The organism is Collinsella aerofaciens ATCC 25986 (assembly GCF_964237925.1).
In the GTDB taxonomy this organism is placed as follows: Bacteria; Actinomycetota; Coriobacteriia; order Coriobacteriales; family Coriobacteriaceae; genus Collinsella; species Collinsella aerofaciens_BJ.
On record NZ_CAXSKI010000019.1, the window covers coordinates 26,728 to 40,862 of the forward strand.

Genomic DNA, 14,135 nt, shown 5'->3' on the forward strand with positions numbered 1-14,135 from the left:
AAGCATTGCATGATCGTCGCTATCGACGGCCCCGCCGGTTCCGGCAAGTCCACCATCGCCAAGGAGATCGCCCGCCAGCTGGGCTTTAACAAGCTCGACACGGGCGCCATGTATCGCGCCGTCACCTTCGCCGCGCTCGATCGCGGCATCGACCTGGATAACGAGGCGGCCATCGACGCCCTCGCCGAGCAGATCGAGATTCGCTTTACCAACGGCACCGGTGAGGATACGCGCCTGACCATCGACGGCCAGGACGCTTCGGCCGCCATTCGCACCCCGCAGGTCGACGCCAACGTGTCCAAGGTCTCGGCCTACCCGGGCGTGCGCGCCGCCATGCTCATCCACCAGCGCCGCGCAGCCGAGGACCGCGATATCGTGGCCGAGGGTCGCGACATCGGAACCGTCGTGTTCCCTAACGCGCAGGTCAAGGTCTTCCTGACCGCCGACCCGCGCGAGCGCGCCCGTCGCCGTGTGCTGCAGCGTCACCAAAACGATGCCCAGCCGCTCACGTCCGAGCAGCTCGAGGCCGAGGTCGACGAGACCCTCGACGCCCTTAAGCAGCGCGACAAGCTCGACAGCAGCCGCGAGGTCGCCCCGCTCGTGCCCGCCGAGGACGCCGTGCACGTCGACTCCACCGCCCACACCATCGATGAGGTCGTCCGCATTATCGAGGACCTCATCAACCAAAGGAGGTAACCCATGCGCCTGTTTAAGCAGACGCCCGAGGATTACTACAACGCCCCCTATGCCGAGTTCCCCGCGCTCATCCGCGGCACCGTCTTCGTGGTCATGGCAATCCTTTGGGCTTTCTCCAAGCTCATGTGGCGCTGGAAGGTCGAGGACGCCGATCTGTTATTTGAGCGCCAGGAAGGCCGCGGCAGCGTGGTCATCTGCAACCACACCTCAATGGCCGAGCTCCTGGCCGTAGAGACGGCGCTGTTCTTTGGCGGCCGCCGCATTCGCCCCATCTTTAAGTCTGAGTTTGCCAAGTCCAAGATCGTGCGCTGGGCCTTTAGCCGCGTGGGTGGCATTCCCGTCGAGCGCGGCACCGCCGACATGAAGTGCCTGCGCGCCGCCCAGCATGCGCTGCAGCGCGGCGAGGACGTCTTGATCTTCCCCGAGGGCACGCGCATCCGCTCGCGCGAGATCAAGCCCGAGGTCCACGGCGGCTTCGCGCTCATCGCCCAGATGGGCAAGGCGCCCGTCAACCCGCTCGCCATTTGTGGCTGGTCCGACATTACGCCTAAGGGCAAAAAGCTCATGCGCCCCAAAAAGTGCTGGATCCGTGCCGGCAAGGCCATCTCGCTTTCCGACGCTCCGGCCGAGCTAAAGCGCAAGGAGCGCCTGGCATGGTTTGAGTCCGAAGCCATGAGTCGCGTCTACGCCATGCGCGATGAACTGTGCGCCGAGCACCCGGGTAGGTTCTAGCCATGGGCGAGGATGTCATGAATACTGCCAAGGCTGTGTCCGGCAAGGCAGACGCCCCAACCATCGAAATCGCTGCCCACGCCGGCACCTGCTACGGCGTGCAGCGCGCGCTCGATATGGCCCTGGCGGCCGCCCCGCAGGCGGGGGAGACCGCTCAGGTCCACACCCTGGGGCCGCTCATCCATAACCCCATCGTGGTGCGCGAGCTTGCTGAGGCAGGCGTCGGTCTGGCCGACACCTTGGACGACGCCGCAACCGGCACCGTGATCATCCGCGCCCACGGCGTGGTGCCGCAGGTAATCGGTGCTGCCCGCAAGCGCGACCTTACCGTGGTCGACGCCACCTGCCCCTACGTGAAGAAGGTCCATGTGGCAGCCGAGCGCCTGGTGCGCGAGGGCTACCGCGTGATCGTCGTGGGCGAGCCAGGCCACCCCGAGGTCGAGGGCATTCTGGGCCACGCCGGCAATGATGCGCAGGTCGTGAGCTGTGCCGCCGACGCCGATGCCCTGTCGCTCAAGGGCAAGGTGGGCCTCGTTGTGCAGACCACTCAGACCGCGCAGAACCTCGCCGAAGTCGTGGCCGCTATCACCCCGCGCGTGCAGGAGTTGCGTGTGATCAACACCATCTGCGCCGCCACGAGTGAGCGTCAACAGGCAGCAGCCACACTTGCCAACCGCTGCGACTGCATGGTCGTCGTGGGTGGCAAGAACTCGGGCAACACCCGCCGCCTGGCGCAAATTTGCGCAGACGCCTGCGAGCGCACGTATCACATCGAGGAAGCTTCCGAGCTCCAGGCCGCTTGGTTTGCCGAGGCGCGCCACATCGGCATCACCGCTGGAGCCTCCACCCCACAAGAACACATCGAACGCGCCGTCGCGCGCATCAAGGAGCTTTGCCGCTAACCATGGACCAGACCGTACCCGCATACGCCGCCGAGGTGGCCGATTACGGGCGCAGCCGCGACCCCGAGCCGGGTGAGGGCGCGCTCGTTAAGAATGTGCGTCCCGAATCGCCCGCATGGGATGTGGGTATCGAGCCGGGCATGCGCGTGCTCACGGTCAACGGTGAGGCGCTCACCGACATGATCGTATGGCTTTGGGAGGCCGACGACGACACCGTTGATTTGGAGGTATTCGACCCGCGCGACGGCACCGTCACCCCCGTCGAGCTCGACCGCTTCCCGGGCGAGGACTGGGGTTTGGAGTTCGATGGCCCCATCTTCGACGGCATGCGTACCTGCGTAAACGCCTGCGTGTTCTGCTTTATGACCATGCTGCCCAAGGGCGGCCGCTCCACGCTCTACATCCGCGACGACGACTATCGTCTGAGCTTTTTGCAGGGCAACTTTGTCACGCTCACGAACCTCACCGACGAGGACGTGCAAAACGTCATCCAGCGCAACATGAGCCCCATGAACGTGTCGGTCCATGCCGTAAGCCCCGACGTCCGCCGTCGTATGATGGGCCGCAACGCCCAGCGGGGCATGGACGTACTCGAGGCCATCATGGCCGCCGGCATCGAGATTCACGCGCAGATCGTGTTGTGCCCCGGCATGAACGACGGCGAGGAGCTGGAAAAGACCCTGCGCTTTTGCGAGGAGCACGAGCAAATCACAAGCCTGGGCATTGTACCGCTCGGTTTTACCAAGCATCAGAACCGTTTTAGCTGGTCCTACAGCGACAAGCCCGAGCTGGCGCGCGAGACCATCGCCATGATCCGTCCCTACCAGGACCGCGCCTTCGAGCGTTTTGGCCGCCACACCTTCCAGATGAGCGACGAGTTCTACCTGGACGCCGGCATCGATCCGCCCGAGGCGGACTTTTACGACGGCTATCCGCAGTACTACGACGGTATCGGCATGATCCGCTCATACCTAGACGAGACGGACGATGTGCTTGCCGCCGATGCCGAGCGCCTAGCCCGCGTCCGCGAGGCCATCGCCGCTCGCAGCCAGCACCTGCTGTGCCTCTCGGGCGCCAGCGCACGCGACACGGTGGCGCGCTTTGTGGAGTCGCCGCATGGTCTCGGCGGCACCGTCACAGCCATCAAGAACCGCTACTTTGGCGGCAACGTGGACGTGACCGGCCTCATCGTCGCGTGTGACATTCTGGAGCAGCTGCCGCAGGACCTCTCTGGGGTTATGCTCTTTGTGCCTAAGCTCATGTTCAACGCTGACGGCATGACGCTTGACGAGTATCATCGTGACGATTTACTCGCAAGCCTTACCAGTCGCGGCGCCGAGGTTCATGTGGTGTCGACCATGCCGCATGAGCTGCTCGATACCCTGGAGCGCATCCTTGGCATTGTGCCTGCCGACTCTAACACTTCCACTGACCCTACCCATTAAAGGAGAGCAGATGAAACCTATCGTCGCCGTCGTCGGACGCCCCAACGTGGGCAAGTCCACGCTCGTTAACCGCCTGGCCCAGACCTCGGACGCCATCGTCCACGAGTCCCGCGGCGTCACGCGCGACCGCTCGTATCACACGGCCGATTGGAACGGCCGCGAGTTCACCATCGTCGACACGGGCGGCATCGAGCCGCTCAAGAGCGATGACGTCTTTGCCACGTCCATCCGCGACCAGGCCCTCGCCGCCGCCGAGGAAGCCGCCGTCATCTTGTTTGTGGTCGATGGCCGCACCGGCGTCACCGAGGAGGACGAGTCGGTCGCCCGCATGCTCAAGCGCTGCGACAAGCCGGTCTTTCTGCTGGTGAACAAGCTCGACAACCCCGATCGCGAGAACGACAGCATCTGGGAGTTCTATTCGCTCGGCATCGGTGAGCCCACGCCGCTCTCGGCCCTGCATGGCCATGGCACGGGCGACCTGCTCGACGATATCGTGGCCCTGCTTCCGGAGGAAGAGGACGAGGTCGCCGATGAGTTCCCCGACGCGCTGAACGTGGCCATCATCGGCCGTCCCAACGCCGGTAAATCGTCGCTGTTCAACCGCATCCTGGGCGCCGACCGCTCTATCGTGTCCAACATTGCCGGCACGACGCGCGACGCCATCGACACGGTCGTCGAGCGTAACGGCAAGCACTACCGCATGGTCGACACCGCGGGCATTCGCAAGAAGAGCACCGTGTACGAGAACATCGAGTACTACTCCATGGTCCGCGGCCTGCGCGCCATCGACCGCGCCGACGTGGCGCTGCTCGTCGTCGATGCCTCCGTGGGCGTCACCGAGCAGGACCAGAAGGTCATGGGTCTTGCCATCGAGCGCGGCTGCGCCATCGTGGTGCTGCTCAACAAGTGGGACCTGCTCGACGACGACCGTAAGCGCGAGGCCTGCATGGAGACCATCGACCGCCGTCTGGGCGTCATGGCTCCCTGGGCCCAGTACCTGCGCATCTCGGCCCTCACTGGCCGCAGCGTCGAGAAGATCTGGGCGATGGTCGACGCCGCTGAGAAGACGCGCTCGCAAAAGATCAGCACCTCGCGCCTCAACACGTTCCTCACCGACCTGCGCGAGTTCGGTCATACCGTGGTGGACGGCAAGCGCCGCCTGCGCATGCACTACGTGACCCAGACGGGCGTCAACCCGCCGACGTTCACGTTCTTCGTCAACCACAGCGATCTGGTCAACGACACCTATCAGCGCTACATCGAGAACCGCATGCGCTCGACCTTCGACTTTGCCGGCACACCCATTCGACTCTTCTTTAGGAAGAAGGAGCAAAAGGATGCATAATCCGATTCTGCTGACCGCCATCTGCGCCGTGGTCTCGTTCTTTATCGGGGCGATTCCGTTTGGCCTGATCCTGGGCCGCGTGTTCAACCACACCGACATTCGCAAGGCGGGCTCCGGCAACATCGGCACCACCAACGCACTGCGCGTAGCCGGCCCCAAGGTGGCCGCGCTCACGCTGTTGCTCGACTGCCTTAAGGGCGCCATCTGCGTTGTCATCGCCCGTCCGCTCATCGCGAGCGTGGGCTATGGATTTCCGCCGAACATCATGGCGCCCGGAGCCGCCGGCGACTGGATGCTCGGCGTCATCTGCCTGGCAGCGGTGTGGGGCCACATCTTCTCGCCCTACCTCAATTTCCATGGCGGCAAGGGAATCGCAGTTGGCCTGGGCGTCATCCTCGCCTGGTATTGGCCAATTGGCCTGTCGCTGCTGGGCATGTTTATCGTGGCCGTCGCCATCACCAAGTTTGTGTCGGTGGGCTCGCTTGCCGCGGCCATCGGTCTTCCCATCGCTGCTTGCGCGGTCTTTCCGTACAGCAGCCTGGGACTTAAGTTTTGCATGGCGATAATCGGCATCACCGTGGTGTGGGCCCATCGCGCGAACATCAAAAAGCTCATGACCGGTAAGGAGTCCAAGCTCTCGTTTACCAAGCGCGTCACCGAGCCCGACGATAAGTAGGAGAGAGTCATGAATGTTGCGCTGATTGGCTCTGGCTCGTGGGGAACCGCCGTCGCCGGCCTTGCCGCCGCGCGAGCCGTGCGCGTAACCATGTGGGCCCATAGCGAGCAGACGGCCGCCGGCATTAACGGTGAGCACCGCAACCCCCGCTACCTTGTGGGCTACGAGCTGCCCGGCAACGTCGTCGCCACGACCGAGCTCGTGCAGGCGCTCGACGGCGCCGAGGCCATCATCTTTGCCGTTCCTTCGACGCACCTTCGCAGCGTGTGCCACCAGGCCGCGCCCTTTATCGCCGCCGATACCCCGGTGCTTTGCCTCACCAAGGGCATTGAGCCCGAGTCCGGCCTGCTCATGAGCGAAGTCATCGCCAGCGAGATCGGCAACGAGGTGCGCGTGGCGGCCCTCTCGGGCCCCAACCATGCCGAGGAGATTTGCCGCGGCGGACTTTCTGCCGCCGTCATCGCCAGCGAAGATCCGCAGATAGGGGAGGCCTTTAAGGACCTGCTCCTGTCCACGGCCTTCCGCATCTACCTGTCGCAGGACATGACCGGTGTCGAGGTCTGCGGCGCCATGAAAAATGTCATCGCCATCGTGTGCGGCATCTCCGCCGGCACCGGCGCGGGCGACAACACGCTCGCCCTCATCATGACGCGCGGCCTAGCCGAGATCAGCCGTCTGGTGTACGCCCGCGGCGGTCAAGCTATGACCTGCATGGGACTTGCCGGCATGGGAGACCTCATTGCCACCTGTACCTCGGAGCATTCGCGCAACCGCACCTTTGGCTACGAGTTTGCCCACGGCGTTTCGCTCGACGAGTACCAGACGCGCACGCATATGGTTGTCGAGGGCGCCGTTGCGGCCCGCAGCGTGAGCGAGCTTGCCCGTTCACTGGGCGTAGACATTCCGCTCACCTTTGCCGTGGAGCAAACGCTCTACAACGGTGTTACTTTGGATAGGGCGCTCGAGATTCTTACCGACCGCGTACCCTCCCAAGAGTTCTACGGACTCACCGACTAGCGCAGAAAGGCTTCTACCATGGGTTCCATTAAAATCGCTCCGTCCATCCTTTCGGCCGATATGGCCAACCTCAAGGGCGACCTCGACAAGATCTCCGGCGCCGACTACGTGCACTTCGACGTCATGGACGGCCACTTTACCGGCAACCTCACCTTTGGCGTCGACATCCTCAAGGCCGTCAAGCGCTCCACCGACGTGCCGGTCGACGCGCACCTGATGGTATCGAACCCCGACGAGACGGTCGATTGGTACGCCGACGCCGGCGCCGACATGATCACCGTGCACTACGAGGCTTCCACGCACCTGCACCGCACGCTCACGCATCTGCAGCAGCGCGGCGTCAAGGCCGGCGTTGTGCTCAACCCCGCCACCCCCGTGTGCGTGCTCGAGAGCATCATCGACGTCGTCGATATGGTGCTGCTCATGAGCGTGAACCCAGGCTTTGGCGGCCAGAGCTTTATCCCGGGCACCATCGCTAAGCTCCACGAGCTCAAGGCCATGTGCGAGCGTCACGGCGTTTCGCCCCTCATCGAAGTCGACGGTGGCATTTCTTCCAAGAACATTGCCGAGGTCGTCAAGGCCGGCGCAAATGTCCTGGTGGCCGGTTCTGCCGTATTTAAGTCCGAAGATCCCGCTGCCGAGGTTGCGCTGCTGCAGAAGCTGGGCAACGAGGCTGCACAGGAGGCATAAACCCTTATGACCGCAGGTCAAAACCGCATACCCGTGAATCTTGACTACGCCGCCTCGACGCCCATGCGCGCCGAGGCGCGCCTTGCGCAGCGTGAGTACGACGATAGCGAGCTAGCGGGCGTCAACCCCAACTCGCTGCACTCGCTCGGCCGCAAGGCTGCCGCGCGTCTGGAGGTTGCACGTCGCGAGATCGCCCGCAGCTTTGGCGCGCGCGTTCGCCCGTCTGAGATTGTTCTGACCAACGGCGGCACCGAAGCCAACCAGCTGGCGCTACTCGGTCTTGCCGAGGGTGCACGTCAGCGCGACCGTAAGCGTAACCGCGTGATCGTATCTGCCATCGAGCACGATTCGATTCTGGACAACCTGCCGCTGCTGCGTGCCGCAGGCTTTAGCGTCGACCTGGTGCAGCCCTGCCGCATGGGCTACATTGAGCCCGCCACGCTTGTCGAGCTACTAGGCGACGACGTGGCGCTCGTGAGCATCATGGTTGCCAACAACGAGACCGGCGTGGTGCAGCCCATTCGCGAGCTGGCCGCCGCCGCACATGCTGCCGGCGCCCTGTTTCATACCGATGCCATCCAAGGCTACTTGCATATTCCGCTCGATGTCACCGAGCTGGGCGTCGATGCTATGACCGTTGCCGCGCACAAGATCGGCGGTCCTGTGGCATCTGGCGCGCTCTACGTTAAGACCCGCACCCCACTGCGACCCCGCATCTTTGGCGGCGGACAGGAGGCCGGTCGTCGTGCCGGCACGCAGGACCTGCGTACACAGCTGGCTTTTGCCGCTGCCGCCCGCACGTTGGCGCCCCGCGTGGCCCAGGAGCGTACAACGCTGCAGGCCTTATCCGACAAGCTCTACGCCACGCTTACGGCCCATCCGCGCATTCACGCCACCATGGGCGACTACGCGCAAGCCGACCGTCTGCCCGGCATGGTATCGATCTACATTGACGGCATGGACTCCGAGGAGCTCATCATCAAGCTCGACGCCGCCGGCTTTGAGGTGTCGGCAGGCTCGGCATGCTCGAGCGGCAGCATGGACCCGAGCCATGTTCTCAGCGCCATGGGCATTGGTCGCGAGCAGGCATTGGGCGCTCTGCGTATCTCATTTGATGACCGTGTGAACCCTGTCGACCTGGACGAGTTTGCCCAGACGCTGCTCTCGATCGTGGGTGCCGCATGATCGTCGCCGAGCTTGAACGTGGGCTGCTGGCGCGCTACCCCAAGGCGGACGCCGAGGGCTGGGATCACGTAGGACTCTCCGTTGGCGATCCGGCCGCGGAGATCACCGGCGTTGCCTGCGCGCTCGATGCGACCGAAGCTAATGTTCGCCGCGCCCAAGAAGGCGGCGCCAACGTGCTGCTGACGCATCATCCCATATACATCAAGGCGCCCGAGGCGTTTTGTCCGTCGGATTCCGCACGCCCCCAATGCAGCGCGGCGCTCTACGAGGCAGCGCGTTGCGGCGTGAGCATTATCTCGCTCCACACCAACCTGGACCGCTCGCACGAAGCCCGCGTCTGCCTGAGTGAGCTGCTGGGTGCCGTACCCGTGAGCTCACTGGAGCACGTGGACGACCCCGAGCCGACCGGCCTGGGCGCGCTTGCAACGCTCAACGACCCGTGCACGCTGCGCGATCTTGCCACCCGTGCTGCCACAGCCTTCGGCAGCGACCCGCGTGTGTGGGGCGAAGTTGATCGCCCGTGCCGCACCGTCGCCATTTTGGGCGGCTCCCTGGGCGACTTTGGAGAGCTCGCCATCGCCGCCGGTGCGGATGTTGTCGTGACGGGCGAGGCAGGCTATCACGTGGCGCAGGACCTTGCCTTGCGTGGGCTACCGGTGATCTTGCTCGGCCACGACCGCTCCGAGGAGCCGTTCGTTGATATATTAATGAACTCTGCAGTTGACGCCGGGGTCGACCCCCGTCATGCGATTAAAATACTGAACCCTTGCCAATGGTGGACTGTGACAAAAGGAGAGAACTTATGAGCGCCGGCGCTACGCTACTCAAGCTGCAACAGATCGATTTGGAGCTCGCCCGCAACAAGAGCGAACTTGCCAATATGCCGGAGCTCAAGGAGCTCGCTTCCAAGCGCAAGACCCATGTGAAGCTCAAAGCCGAGATGACCAAGCTCTACGCCCAGCGCAAGGACCTGGACATTGAGCTCGACGATCTCAACACCACCGAGATTCAGACCAACAACGCCATTGAGGCTGCCAAGAAGCGCCACGTCGACGGTTCCGACTACCGTGAGGTTCAGGACCTGGAGAATGAACTCGCAACCCTGGCCAAGCGTCTGGACAAGATTGAGCACACCCGCAAGGACGTCGTTGTCGCCCATAAGGAGGCGCTCGACCGCGAGGCCCGCGCACAGGCAATTATCGCCAAGTTCGAGGAGGGCGTGAAGGCCGATACCAAGGCCGCCCGCGCTAAGGCTGCCGACCTGCAGGCTCAGATTGACGCCGCCACTAAGGAACGCACCGCGCTTGCCGCCACGCTGCCGGCCGACGTGCTCACCGACTACGAGCGTCTGCTCAAGCAGTTCCGCGGCCTGGCCGTCGAGACCATCCAGGGCAACATCCCCACAGTCTGCCACACCGCGCTGCAGGCATCGTCCATGAGCGACCTCAACCACGACGGTAGCGAGATTACGCACTGCCCATACTGCCACCGCCTCCTGGTACTCCCGAGCAAGGAAGCCTAGCGATGACGGCGGCATCCAACAATTCAATGCAACTTGAGGGAAAAACGATCCTGCTGGGCATTACCGGCGGGATCGCCGCCTATAAGTCGTGCAATATCGTGCGCCTGCTGCAAAAGCGCGGTGCGCGCGTCAAGGTCGTTATGAGCGAGCATGCCACGGAGTTTGTGGGCCCGCTCACCTTCCGTGCGCTCACCAACGAGCCCGTTGCCGTGGGCCTATTCGACGATCCCTCCGACCCCATCCACCACATTTCGCTGGCGCAGGAACCCGACCTGGTGGTCGTGGCGCCCGCGACGGCCAATATCATCGCCAAGATGGCCACCGGCATCGCCGACGACCTCATCTCCACCACGCTGCTTGCGACGCCGCGACCCATCGTGATCGCACCCGCTATGAACAACGGCATGTGGAAGGCGCCGGCGACGCAGGCCAGCATGGCCGCGCTGCGCGAGCGCGGTGTCCATGTGGTGGGACCCGGCAGCGGTTACCTTGCCTGCGGCGACGTGGACACGGGACGCATGAGCGAGCCCGAGGACATCGTCGAGGCCGTCTGCGAGGTACTCAACCCGGCACCTCAGGACCTAGCAGGCAAAAGTATCATCATCACCGCCGGCCCCACGCACGAGCCAATTGACCCGGTGCGATTCATTGGCAACCGTTCATCGGGCAAGATGGGCATCGCCCTGGCGGGGGAGGCCGCACGCCGCGGTGCCGAGGTCACGCTCGTGTTGGGACCGACATCGCTCGATGTTCCCCGCGGCGTGGAGTGTGTGCGCGTGCAGACCGCCGCAGAGATGCTCCAGGCGGCGCTGAGCGCCTTCCAGACGGCCGATACGGCCATTTGCGCGGCCGCTGTCGCCGACTACACACCTGCGGCCCCGGCGGACCATAAACTCAAAAAGGCCAACGAACGCCTCGATCGCATCGAGCTCGTCGAGACCGTTGATATTTTGGCTGAGCTCTCGCGCCAGAAGGGCGAGCGCCGTGTTATCGGATTTGCAGCCGAGACCGATAACGTCGTGGAGTACGCTGAGCGTAAATTGGCCCGCAAGGGCTGCGATGCGATCGTCGCCAACGATGTCTCGCGCGCCGATTCGGGCTTTGGAACCGACACCAATAAGGCCTGGATTGTAAGCACAACAGGAACTCAAGAACTTCCCGTGCTGACAAAACCCCAGCTCGCAGATACAATTTTGGACTTGCTCAAAAATAATTAAAAAAGTTCTTGCACAAGTCCAAAGTTTCGGGTTAATATACTTCTTGTTGCGAGCGAGAGCAGAGCAACAAACAAAAGCTTCGGGACGTGGCGCAGCTTGGTAGCGCACTTGACTGGGGGTCAAGGGGTCGCTGGTTCGAATCCAGTCGTCCCGACCAGAAGTTAGCAGGTCAGGCACCTAGTGCCTGACCTTTTTTGTTTTAAGTAATTGCTTAAATTTGATTAATCAACAGGGTGCCAAAAATCTACCTGCGCGATAATCGCTTTTTGCGGTTACTTGCGCATTTTGCACACGTTTGAGCCGATTTATTAACGCGACATGAATCTACATACGCGTAGCTGGTATACAGACGAGTACAGGCTGTATTTATCGCGGCGATTTACGCAGATATGGCGACTGTAACGAACTAGTGTGTCGCTGTATTTATTCCGGTAGTTCACTTGATCGGTGGACAAGTGGGCTGTTGCGACGAAACGCCAAGCAGGATGGGCTCTATACGAGGACGCCGCAGAGGCAATGGCGGGGGAGCGCGGCAGGCGCTCTGAGAGCCGCTGTATGACCCCATTTCTCCTCAACCCGATTACCTGTGCTATGAACCTCGAATTGTTCGAGTAATCGCCAAAAGAAAAGCCCTCGCAGGATTGCGAGGGCTTTGCGCTAAAAGAGATCAGAAGCAGAAAGCGGGGAGAACATAAAACGAGTCCGTCGCGTTGTAGCTGTAGCAAATACCGCCGCTTTGAACATAGCGAAAGGACGTGGAGCTGCGCGGTCTCACGGAGCGAGTCCAGTGGCTATAGCCTGATGCACCGGAATAGTTCGACCCCGTCACGCCCTTGGATTTGTAGCACTCGTACTGGATGCCGTCGGATTGCATATCCCCGTATACTTCGGTTGCCGAGAGCAGAAAAACCTTGTCGGTCGTCGCTGAGGGGGCACCGCCCCAGTTACCGCCAACGTTATCGGTTGTCTTTGTGACGGGTTTCACCTTTGACTGGAAGAACCTCTTGCCTTATTAAAGAAATACGCCAAATACAACGGATATAAAGCGGAAGGAGGCGACATCGAGTAACTATCAAAGGCCAGATTAAGGAGCCAGCCATGAAGAAATGCCTACCCTCCATCGTCTCAGCAACTCTTTGCCCCTCCCTTGTCATGACACCATTTGTGCCCGTTGCGGCAGCCCATGCCGACGAGGGATCTCCCGCCGAGAGCAGCGATATCTACGTCGGAGTCAATTACGACGAAAATTACGATATATCCCTTTTTTGAGCGCGGGCGCTGCGCGGATTCATATTCCAAGGCGTGGTGCGATTCTCACGGATCTGCAAATAACCGCCCCGTCCCTCACAAGGTCAAGCTGAACGCGAAGGAGGAGGCTTGCCTGCGCGATCTCTAGCTTGTTGGCACCGCTGAAGTTATCGCCGGTCTCGTGACAACCGGTCCTGGCGGCGGCTTTTTTGCAACCGCAATGACATCGTACCGACTTTTCATTTGCATGTTCTGAAAGGAAGTTGCCATGTTGTCGCAAAATCAATCGAGATACTTGAACACAATCGGCTTTGCCCTGCTTGCATTACTCTTTGCTAGCGACCTTTTGCTGAAACCGCCCGAGGAACTCGTTTCGCTTGCCATAGCCTGCATTTCCGCCCTTTACTTTACGGCAACCCTATTCGTCGGACTAAAGGAGAGGAAAAAAGGCGCAGTCGTTGCATCTGCCGTAGGCGTGATCATAGCCATTGCCTCATTCTTTATCTGACACATTGGTGATCTAGGGGCGATATCGTAGGAATACGACCGGGAAAGCCGGGACCAGATTGCCCGGGTTGCCCGGTCGGCTCGCGCGACGGCGCGGCGGTTTCACAGAAAGCTCTCCGGACTTCACGCTGTTTCTGATCGCATTGTAGACAGCCATCTCGTCTTCGCAGTCGGCGAGCACGCGGTGTGCGTCGTCGTTTTGGATGTCCAGTAAATCTCGAAGGTCCTCCATGCACCAGCGTCCGAGATTTGGCCATGCACGTTGCGCGAGCTGATAAGTGTCGATTGCGATGTTGTAGTTAAAGTCCAGGCCAAAGCCGTCCCAGGCAGAACGGCTTTGTTTTCTTGATTATCAACTTCATCCGGGCATTTCCCGCATTCATCCGTGTGTGTACGGATGAATGCGGGGTTCGATACCCTGGCGGCCTGATCGGCAGACCGCCGGGAATTCTCACTCCTCGATAAAAGCCGGCACTCGGTTAGTCCTGCGCATCTTGAAATCGCCAGTCTCGTGGGAGACGTAGAGAATGCCGTCCATCCCGTCTCGTGATGCATACGACAGGTGAACTGAACCGCAATCCGATCCATCATTGTCGAGAAGATCGAACGAATTCGGATCGCTCGTTGCGGCCAAACGACCACTCATGCAAGAGCCATCGTCATTACAGATTTGCCATTCCATGTCTTCGCCTGCAAGAATCGCCATAGACGGCCTGGTCGCGCCATCGTTGACATACATCCCGTCTATGCCAAAACCGTTTTCAGCGCCATCGATGAACGACTGCTCGGACCTATACCTGGCAAATGATGCACATAGCACCATTGCAAGGCAAAGTACAAAGCCAACAATCGCTATCTTTGCATAGCTCTTGCCTATCATGTCATTCACCTCCCTCGTATGTATCGAGGTATTCCTGCTTGAGCGTCTGCGAGGACGACTTGATCTTTTCCAC

16 protein-coding genes and 1 tRNA gene are annotated in these 14,135 nt (G+C 61.5%); 14 read left to right on the forward strand and 3 right to left on the reverse strand.

Features of this window, described 5'->3' with window-relative positions; all coding sequences use genetic code 11:
* The first annotated feature begins 9 nt into the window (after positions 1 to 9).
* From cmk to ACESWY_RS08820, 13 genes are all read left to right on the forward strand, one after another.
* On the forward strand, positions 10 to 696 hold the full coding sequence (cmk, locus tag ACESWY_RS08760; RefSeq protein WP_373094080.1) for a (d)CMP kinase: 687 nt from the start codon (positions 10 to 12) through the stop codon (positions 694 to 696).
* 3 nt (positions 697 to 699) lie between these two features.
* Positions 700 to 1,428 (forward strand): lysophospholipid acyltransferase family protein, encoded by a 729-nt coding sequence (locus ACESWY_RS08765; RefSeq protein ID WP_195625310.1) that lies wholly within the window; start codon positions 700 to 702, stop codon positions 1,426 to 1,428.
* A gap of 2 nt (positions 1,429 to 1,430) precedes the next feature.
* Complete coding sequence (locus ACESWY_RS08770) at positions 1,431 to 2,330, forward strand: 4-hydroxy-3-methylbut-2-enyl diphosphate reductase (protein WP_373094079.1); 900 nt, start codon at positions 1,431 to 1,433, stop codon at positions 2,328 to 2,330.
* Between the two features lie 2 nt (positions 2,331 to 2,332).
* Entirely contained in the window at positions 2,333 to 3,775 is a 1,443-nt protein-coding gene (locus tag ACESWY_RS08775; protein ID WP_373094078.1) for a DUF512 domain-containing protein, read from the forward strand.
* 10 nt (positions 3,776 to 3,785) lie between these two features.
* The gene (gene der, locus ACESWY_RS08780; protein WP_035138458.1) at positions 3,786 to 5,120 is read left to right on the forward strand and encodes a ribosome biogenesis GTPase Der; all 1,335 of its coding nucleotides are present in this window, start codon (positions 3,786 to 3,788) and stop codon (positions 5,118 to 5,120) included.
* Positions 5,113 to 5,796, forward strand: coding sequence for a glycerol-3-phosphate 1-O-acyltransferase PlsY (plsY, locus tag ACESWY_RS08785; protein ID WP_373094075.1), 684 nt, complete (start codon positions 5,113 to 5,115; stop codon positions 5,794 to 5,796). Before der ends, plsY begins: the two co-directional genes overlap by 8 nt.
* Positions 5,797 to 5,805: 9 nt before the next feature.
* Entirely contained in the window at positions 5,806 to 6,813 is a 1,008-nt protein-coding gene (locus tag ACESWY_RS08790; protein ID WP_373094073.1) for an NAD(P)H-dependent glycerol-3-phosphate dehydrogenase, read from the forward strand.
* A gap of 18 nt (positions 6,814 to 6,831) precedes the next feature.
* Positions 6,832 to 7,503, forward strand: coding sequence for a ribulose-phosphate 3-epimerase (gene rpe / locus ACESWY_RS08795; protein ID WP_373094072.1), 672 nt, complete (start codon positions 6,832 to 6,834; stop codon positions 7,501 to 7,503).
* Between the two features lie 6 nt (positions 7,504 to 7,509).
* The gene (locus ACESWY_RS08800; protein ID WP_148346660.1) at positions 7,510 to 8,688 is read left to right on the forward strand and encodes a cysteine desulfurase family protein; all 1,179 of its coding nucleotides are present in this window, start codon (positions 7,510 to 7,512) and stop codon (positions 8,686 to 8,688) included.
* On the forward strand, positions 8,685 to 9,494 hold the full coding sequence (locus tag ACESWY_RS08805; RefSeq protein WP_195919802.1) for a Nif3-like dinuclear metal center hexameric protein: 810 nt from the start codon (positions 8,685 to 8,687) through the stop codon (positions 9,492 to 9,494). Before ACESWY_RS08800 ends, ACESWY_RS08805 begins: the two co-directional genes overlap by 4 nt.
* On the forward strand, positions 9,491 to 10,210 hold the full coding sequence (locus tag ACESWY_RS08810) for a zinc ribbon domain-containing protein (protein ID WP_373094069.1): 720 nt from the start codon (positions 9,491 to 9,493) through the stop codon (positions 10,208 to 10,210). Before ACESWY_RS08805 ends, ACESWY_RS08810 begins: the two co-directional genes overlap by 4 nt.
* 2 nt (positions 10,211 to 10,212) lie before the next feature.
* Complete coding sequence (coaBC, locus tag ACESWY_RS08815) at positions 10,213 to 11,427, forward strand: bifunctional phosphopantothenoylcysteine decarboxylase/phosphopantothenate--cysteine ligase CoaBC (protein WP_373094067.1); 1,215 nt, start codon at positions 10,213 to 10,215, stop codon at positions 11,425 to 11,427.
* A gap of 80 nt (positions 11,428 to 11,507) precedes the next feature.
* Positions 11,508 to 11,584: transfer RNA gene (locus ACESWY_RS08820), tRNA-Pro, on the forward strand.
* 510 nt (positions 11,585 to 12,094) lie between these two features.
* Here ACESWY_RS08820 and ACESWY_RS08825 read toward each other — a convergent pair.
* Positions 12,095 to 12,412: a DUF6273 domain-containing protein gene (locus tag ACESWY_RS08825; RefSeq protein WP_373094065.1), complete on the reverse strand. Its 318-nt coding sequence runs from the start codon at positions 12,410 to 12,412 to the stop codon at positions 12,095 to 12,097.
* Between the two features lie 531 nt (positions 12,413 to 12,943).
* Here ACESWY_RS08825 and ACESWY_RS08830 point away from each other — a divergent pair.
* Positions 12,944 to 13,183 carry a hypothetical protein gene (locus tag ACESWY_RS08830; protein WP_373094063.1) on the forward strand — a complete coding sequence of 80 codons (240 nt, stop codon included), beginning with the start codon at positions 12,944 to 12,946 and terminating at the stop codon, positions 13,181 to 13,183.
* A gap of 12 nt (positions 13,184 to 13,195) precedes the next feature.
* Here ACESWY_RS08830 and ACESWY_RS08835 read toward each other — a convergent pair whose 3' ends face one another.
* Together ACESWY_RS08835 and ACESWY_RS08840 are read right to left on the reverse strand one after the other, a co-directional pair.
* Positions 13,196 to 13,414 (reverse strand): hypothetical protein, encoded by a 219-nt coding sequence (locus ACESWY_RS08835; protein ID WP_373094062.1) that lies wholly within the window; start codon positions 13,412 to 13,414, stop codon positions 13,196 to 13,198.
* A gap of 219 nt (positions 13,415 to 13,633) precedes the next feature.
* On the reverse strand, positions 13,634 to 14,062 hold the full coding sequence (locus tag ACESWY_RS08840) for a hypothetical protein (protein WP_161116181.1): 429 nt from the start codon (positions 14,060 to 14,062) through the stop codon (positions 13,634 to 13,636).
* Positions 14,063 to 14,135: the final 73 nt, after the last annotated feature.

Excerpts from the sequence above, each read along its gene's own strand:
- cmk (WP_373094080.1), top strand. The coding sequence starts at position 10 with ATGATCGTCGCTATCGACGGCCCCGCCGGTTCCGGCAAGTCCACCATC.
- ACESWY_RS08765 (WP_195625310.1), top strand. The coding sequence starts at position 700 with ATGCGCCTGTTTAAGCAGACGCCCGAGGATTACTACAACGCCCCCTAT.
- ACESWY_RS08770 (WP_373094079.1), top strand. The coding sequence starts at position 1,431 with ATGGGCGAGGATGTCATGAATACTGCCAAGGCTGTGTCCGGCAAGGCA.
- ACESWY_RS08775 (WP_373094078.1), top strand. The coding sequence starts at position 2,333 with ATGGACCAGACCGTACCCGCATACGCCGCCGAGGTGGCCGATTACGGG.
- der (WP_035138458.1), top strand. The coding sequence starts at position 3,786 with ATGAAACCTATCGTCGCCGTCGTCGGACGCCCCAACGTGGGCAAGTCC.
- plsY (WP_373094075.1), top strand. The coding sequence starts at position 5,113 with ATGCATAATCCGATTCTGCTGACCGCCATCTGCGCCGTGGTCTCGTTC.
- ACESWY_RS08790 (WP_373094073.1), top strand. The coding sequence starts at position 5,806 with ATGAATGTTGCGCTGATTGGCTCTGGCTCGTGGGGAACCGCCGTCGCC.
- rpe (WP_373094072.1), top strand. The coding sequence starts at position 6,832 with ATGGGTTCCATTAAAATCGCTCCGTCCATCCTTTCGGCCGATATGGCC.
- ACESWY_RS08800 (WP_148346660.1), top strand. The coding sequence starts at position 7,510 with ATGACCGCAGGTCAAAACCGCATACCCGTGAATCTTGACTACGCCGCC.
- ACESWY_RS08805 (WP_195919802.1), top strand. The coding sequence starts at position 8,685 with ATGATCGTCGCCGAGCTTGAACGTGGGCTGCTGGCGCGCTACCCCAAG.
- ACESWY_RS08810 (WP_373094069.1), top strand. The coding sequence starts at position 9,491 with ATGAGCGCCGGCGCTACGCTACTCAAGCTGCAACAGATCGATTTGGAG.
- coaBC (WP_373094067.1), top strand. The coding sequence starts at position 10,213 with ATGACGGCGGCATCCAACAATTCAATGCAACTTGAGGGAAAAACGATC.
- ACESWY_RS08830 (WP_373094063.1), top strand. The coding sequence starts at position 12,944 with ATGTTGTCGCAAAATCAATCGAGATACTTGAACACAATCGGCTTTGCC.
- ACESWY_RS08835 (WP_373094062.1), bottom strand. The coding sequence starts at position 13,414 with ATGGAGGACCTTCGAGATTTACTGGACATCCAAAACGACGACGCACAC.
- ACESWY_RS08840 (WP_161116181.1), bottom strand. The coding sequence starts at position 14,062 with ATGATAGGCAAGAGCTATGCAAAGATAGCGATTGTTGGCTTTGTACTT.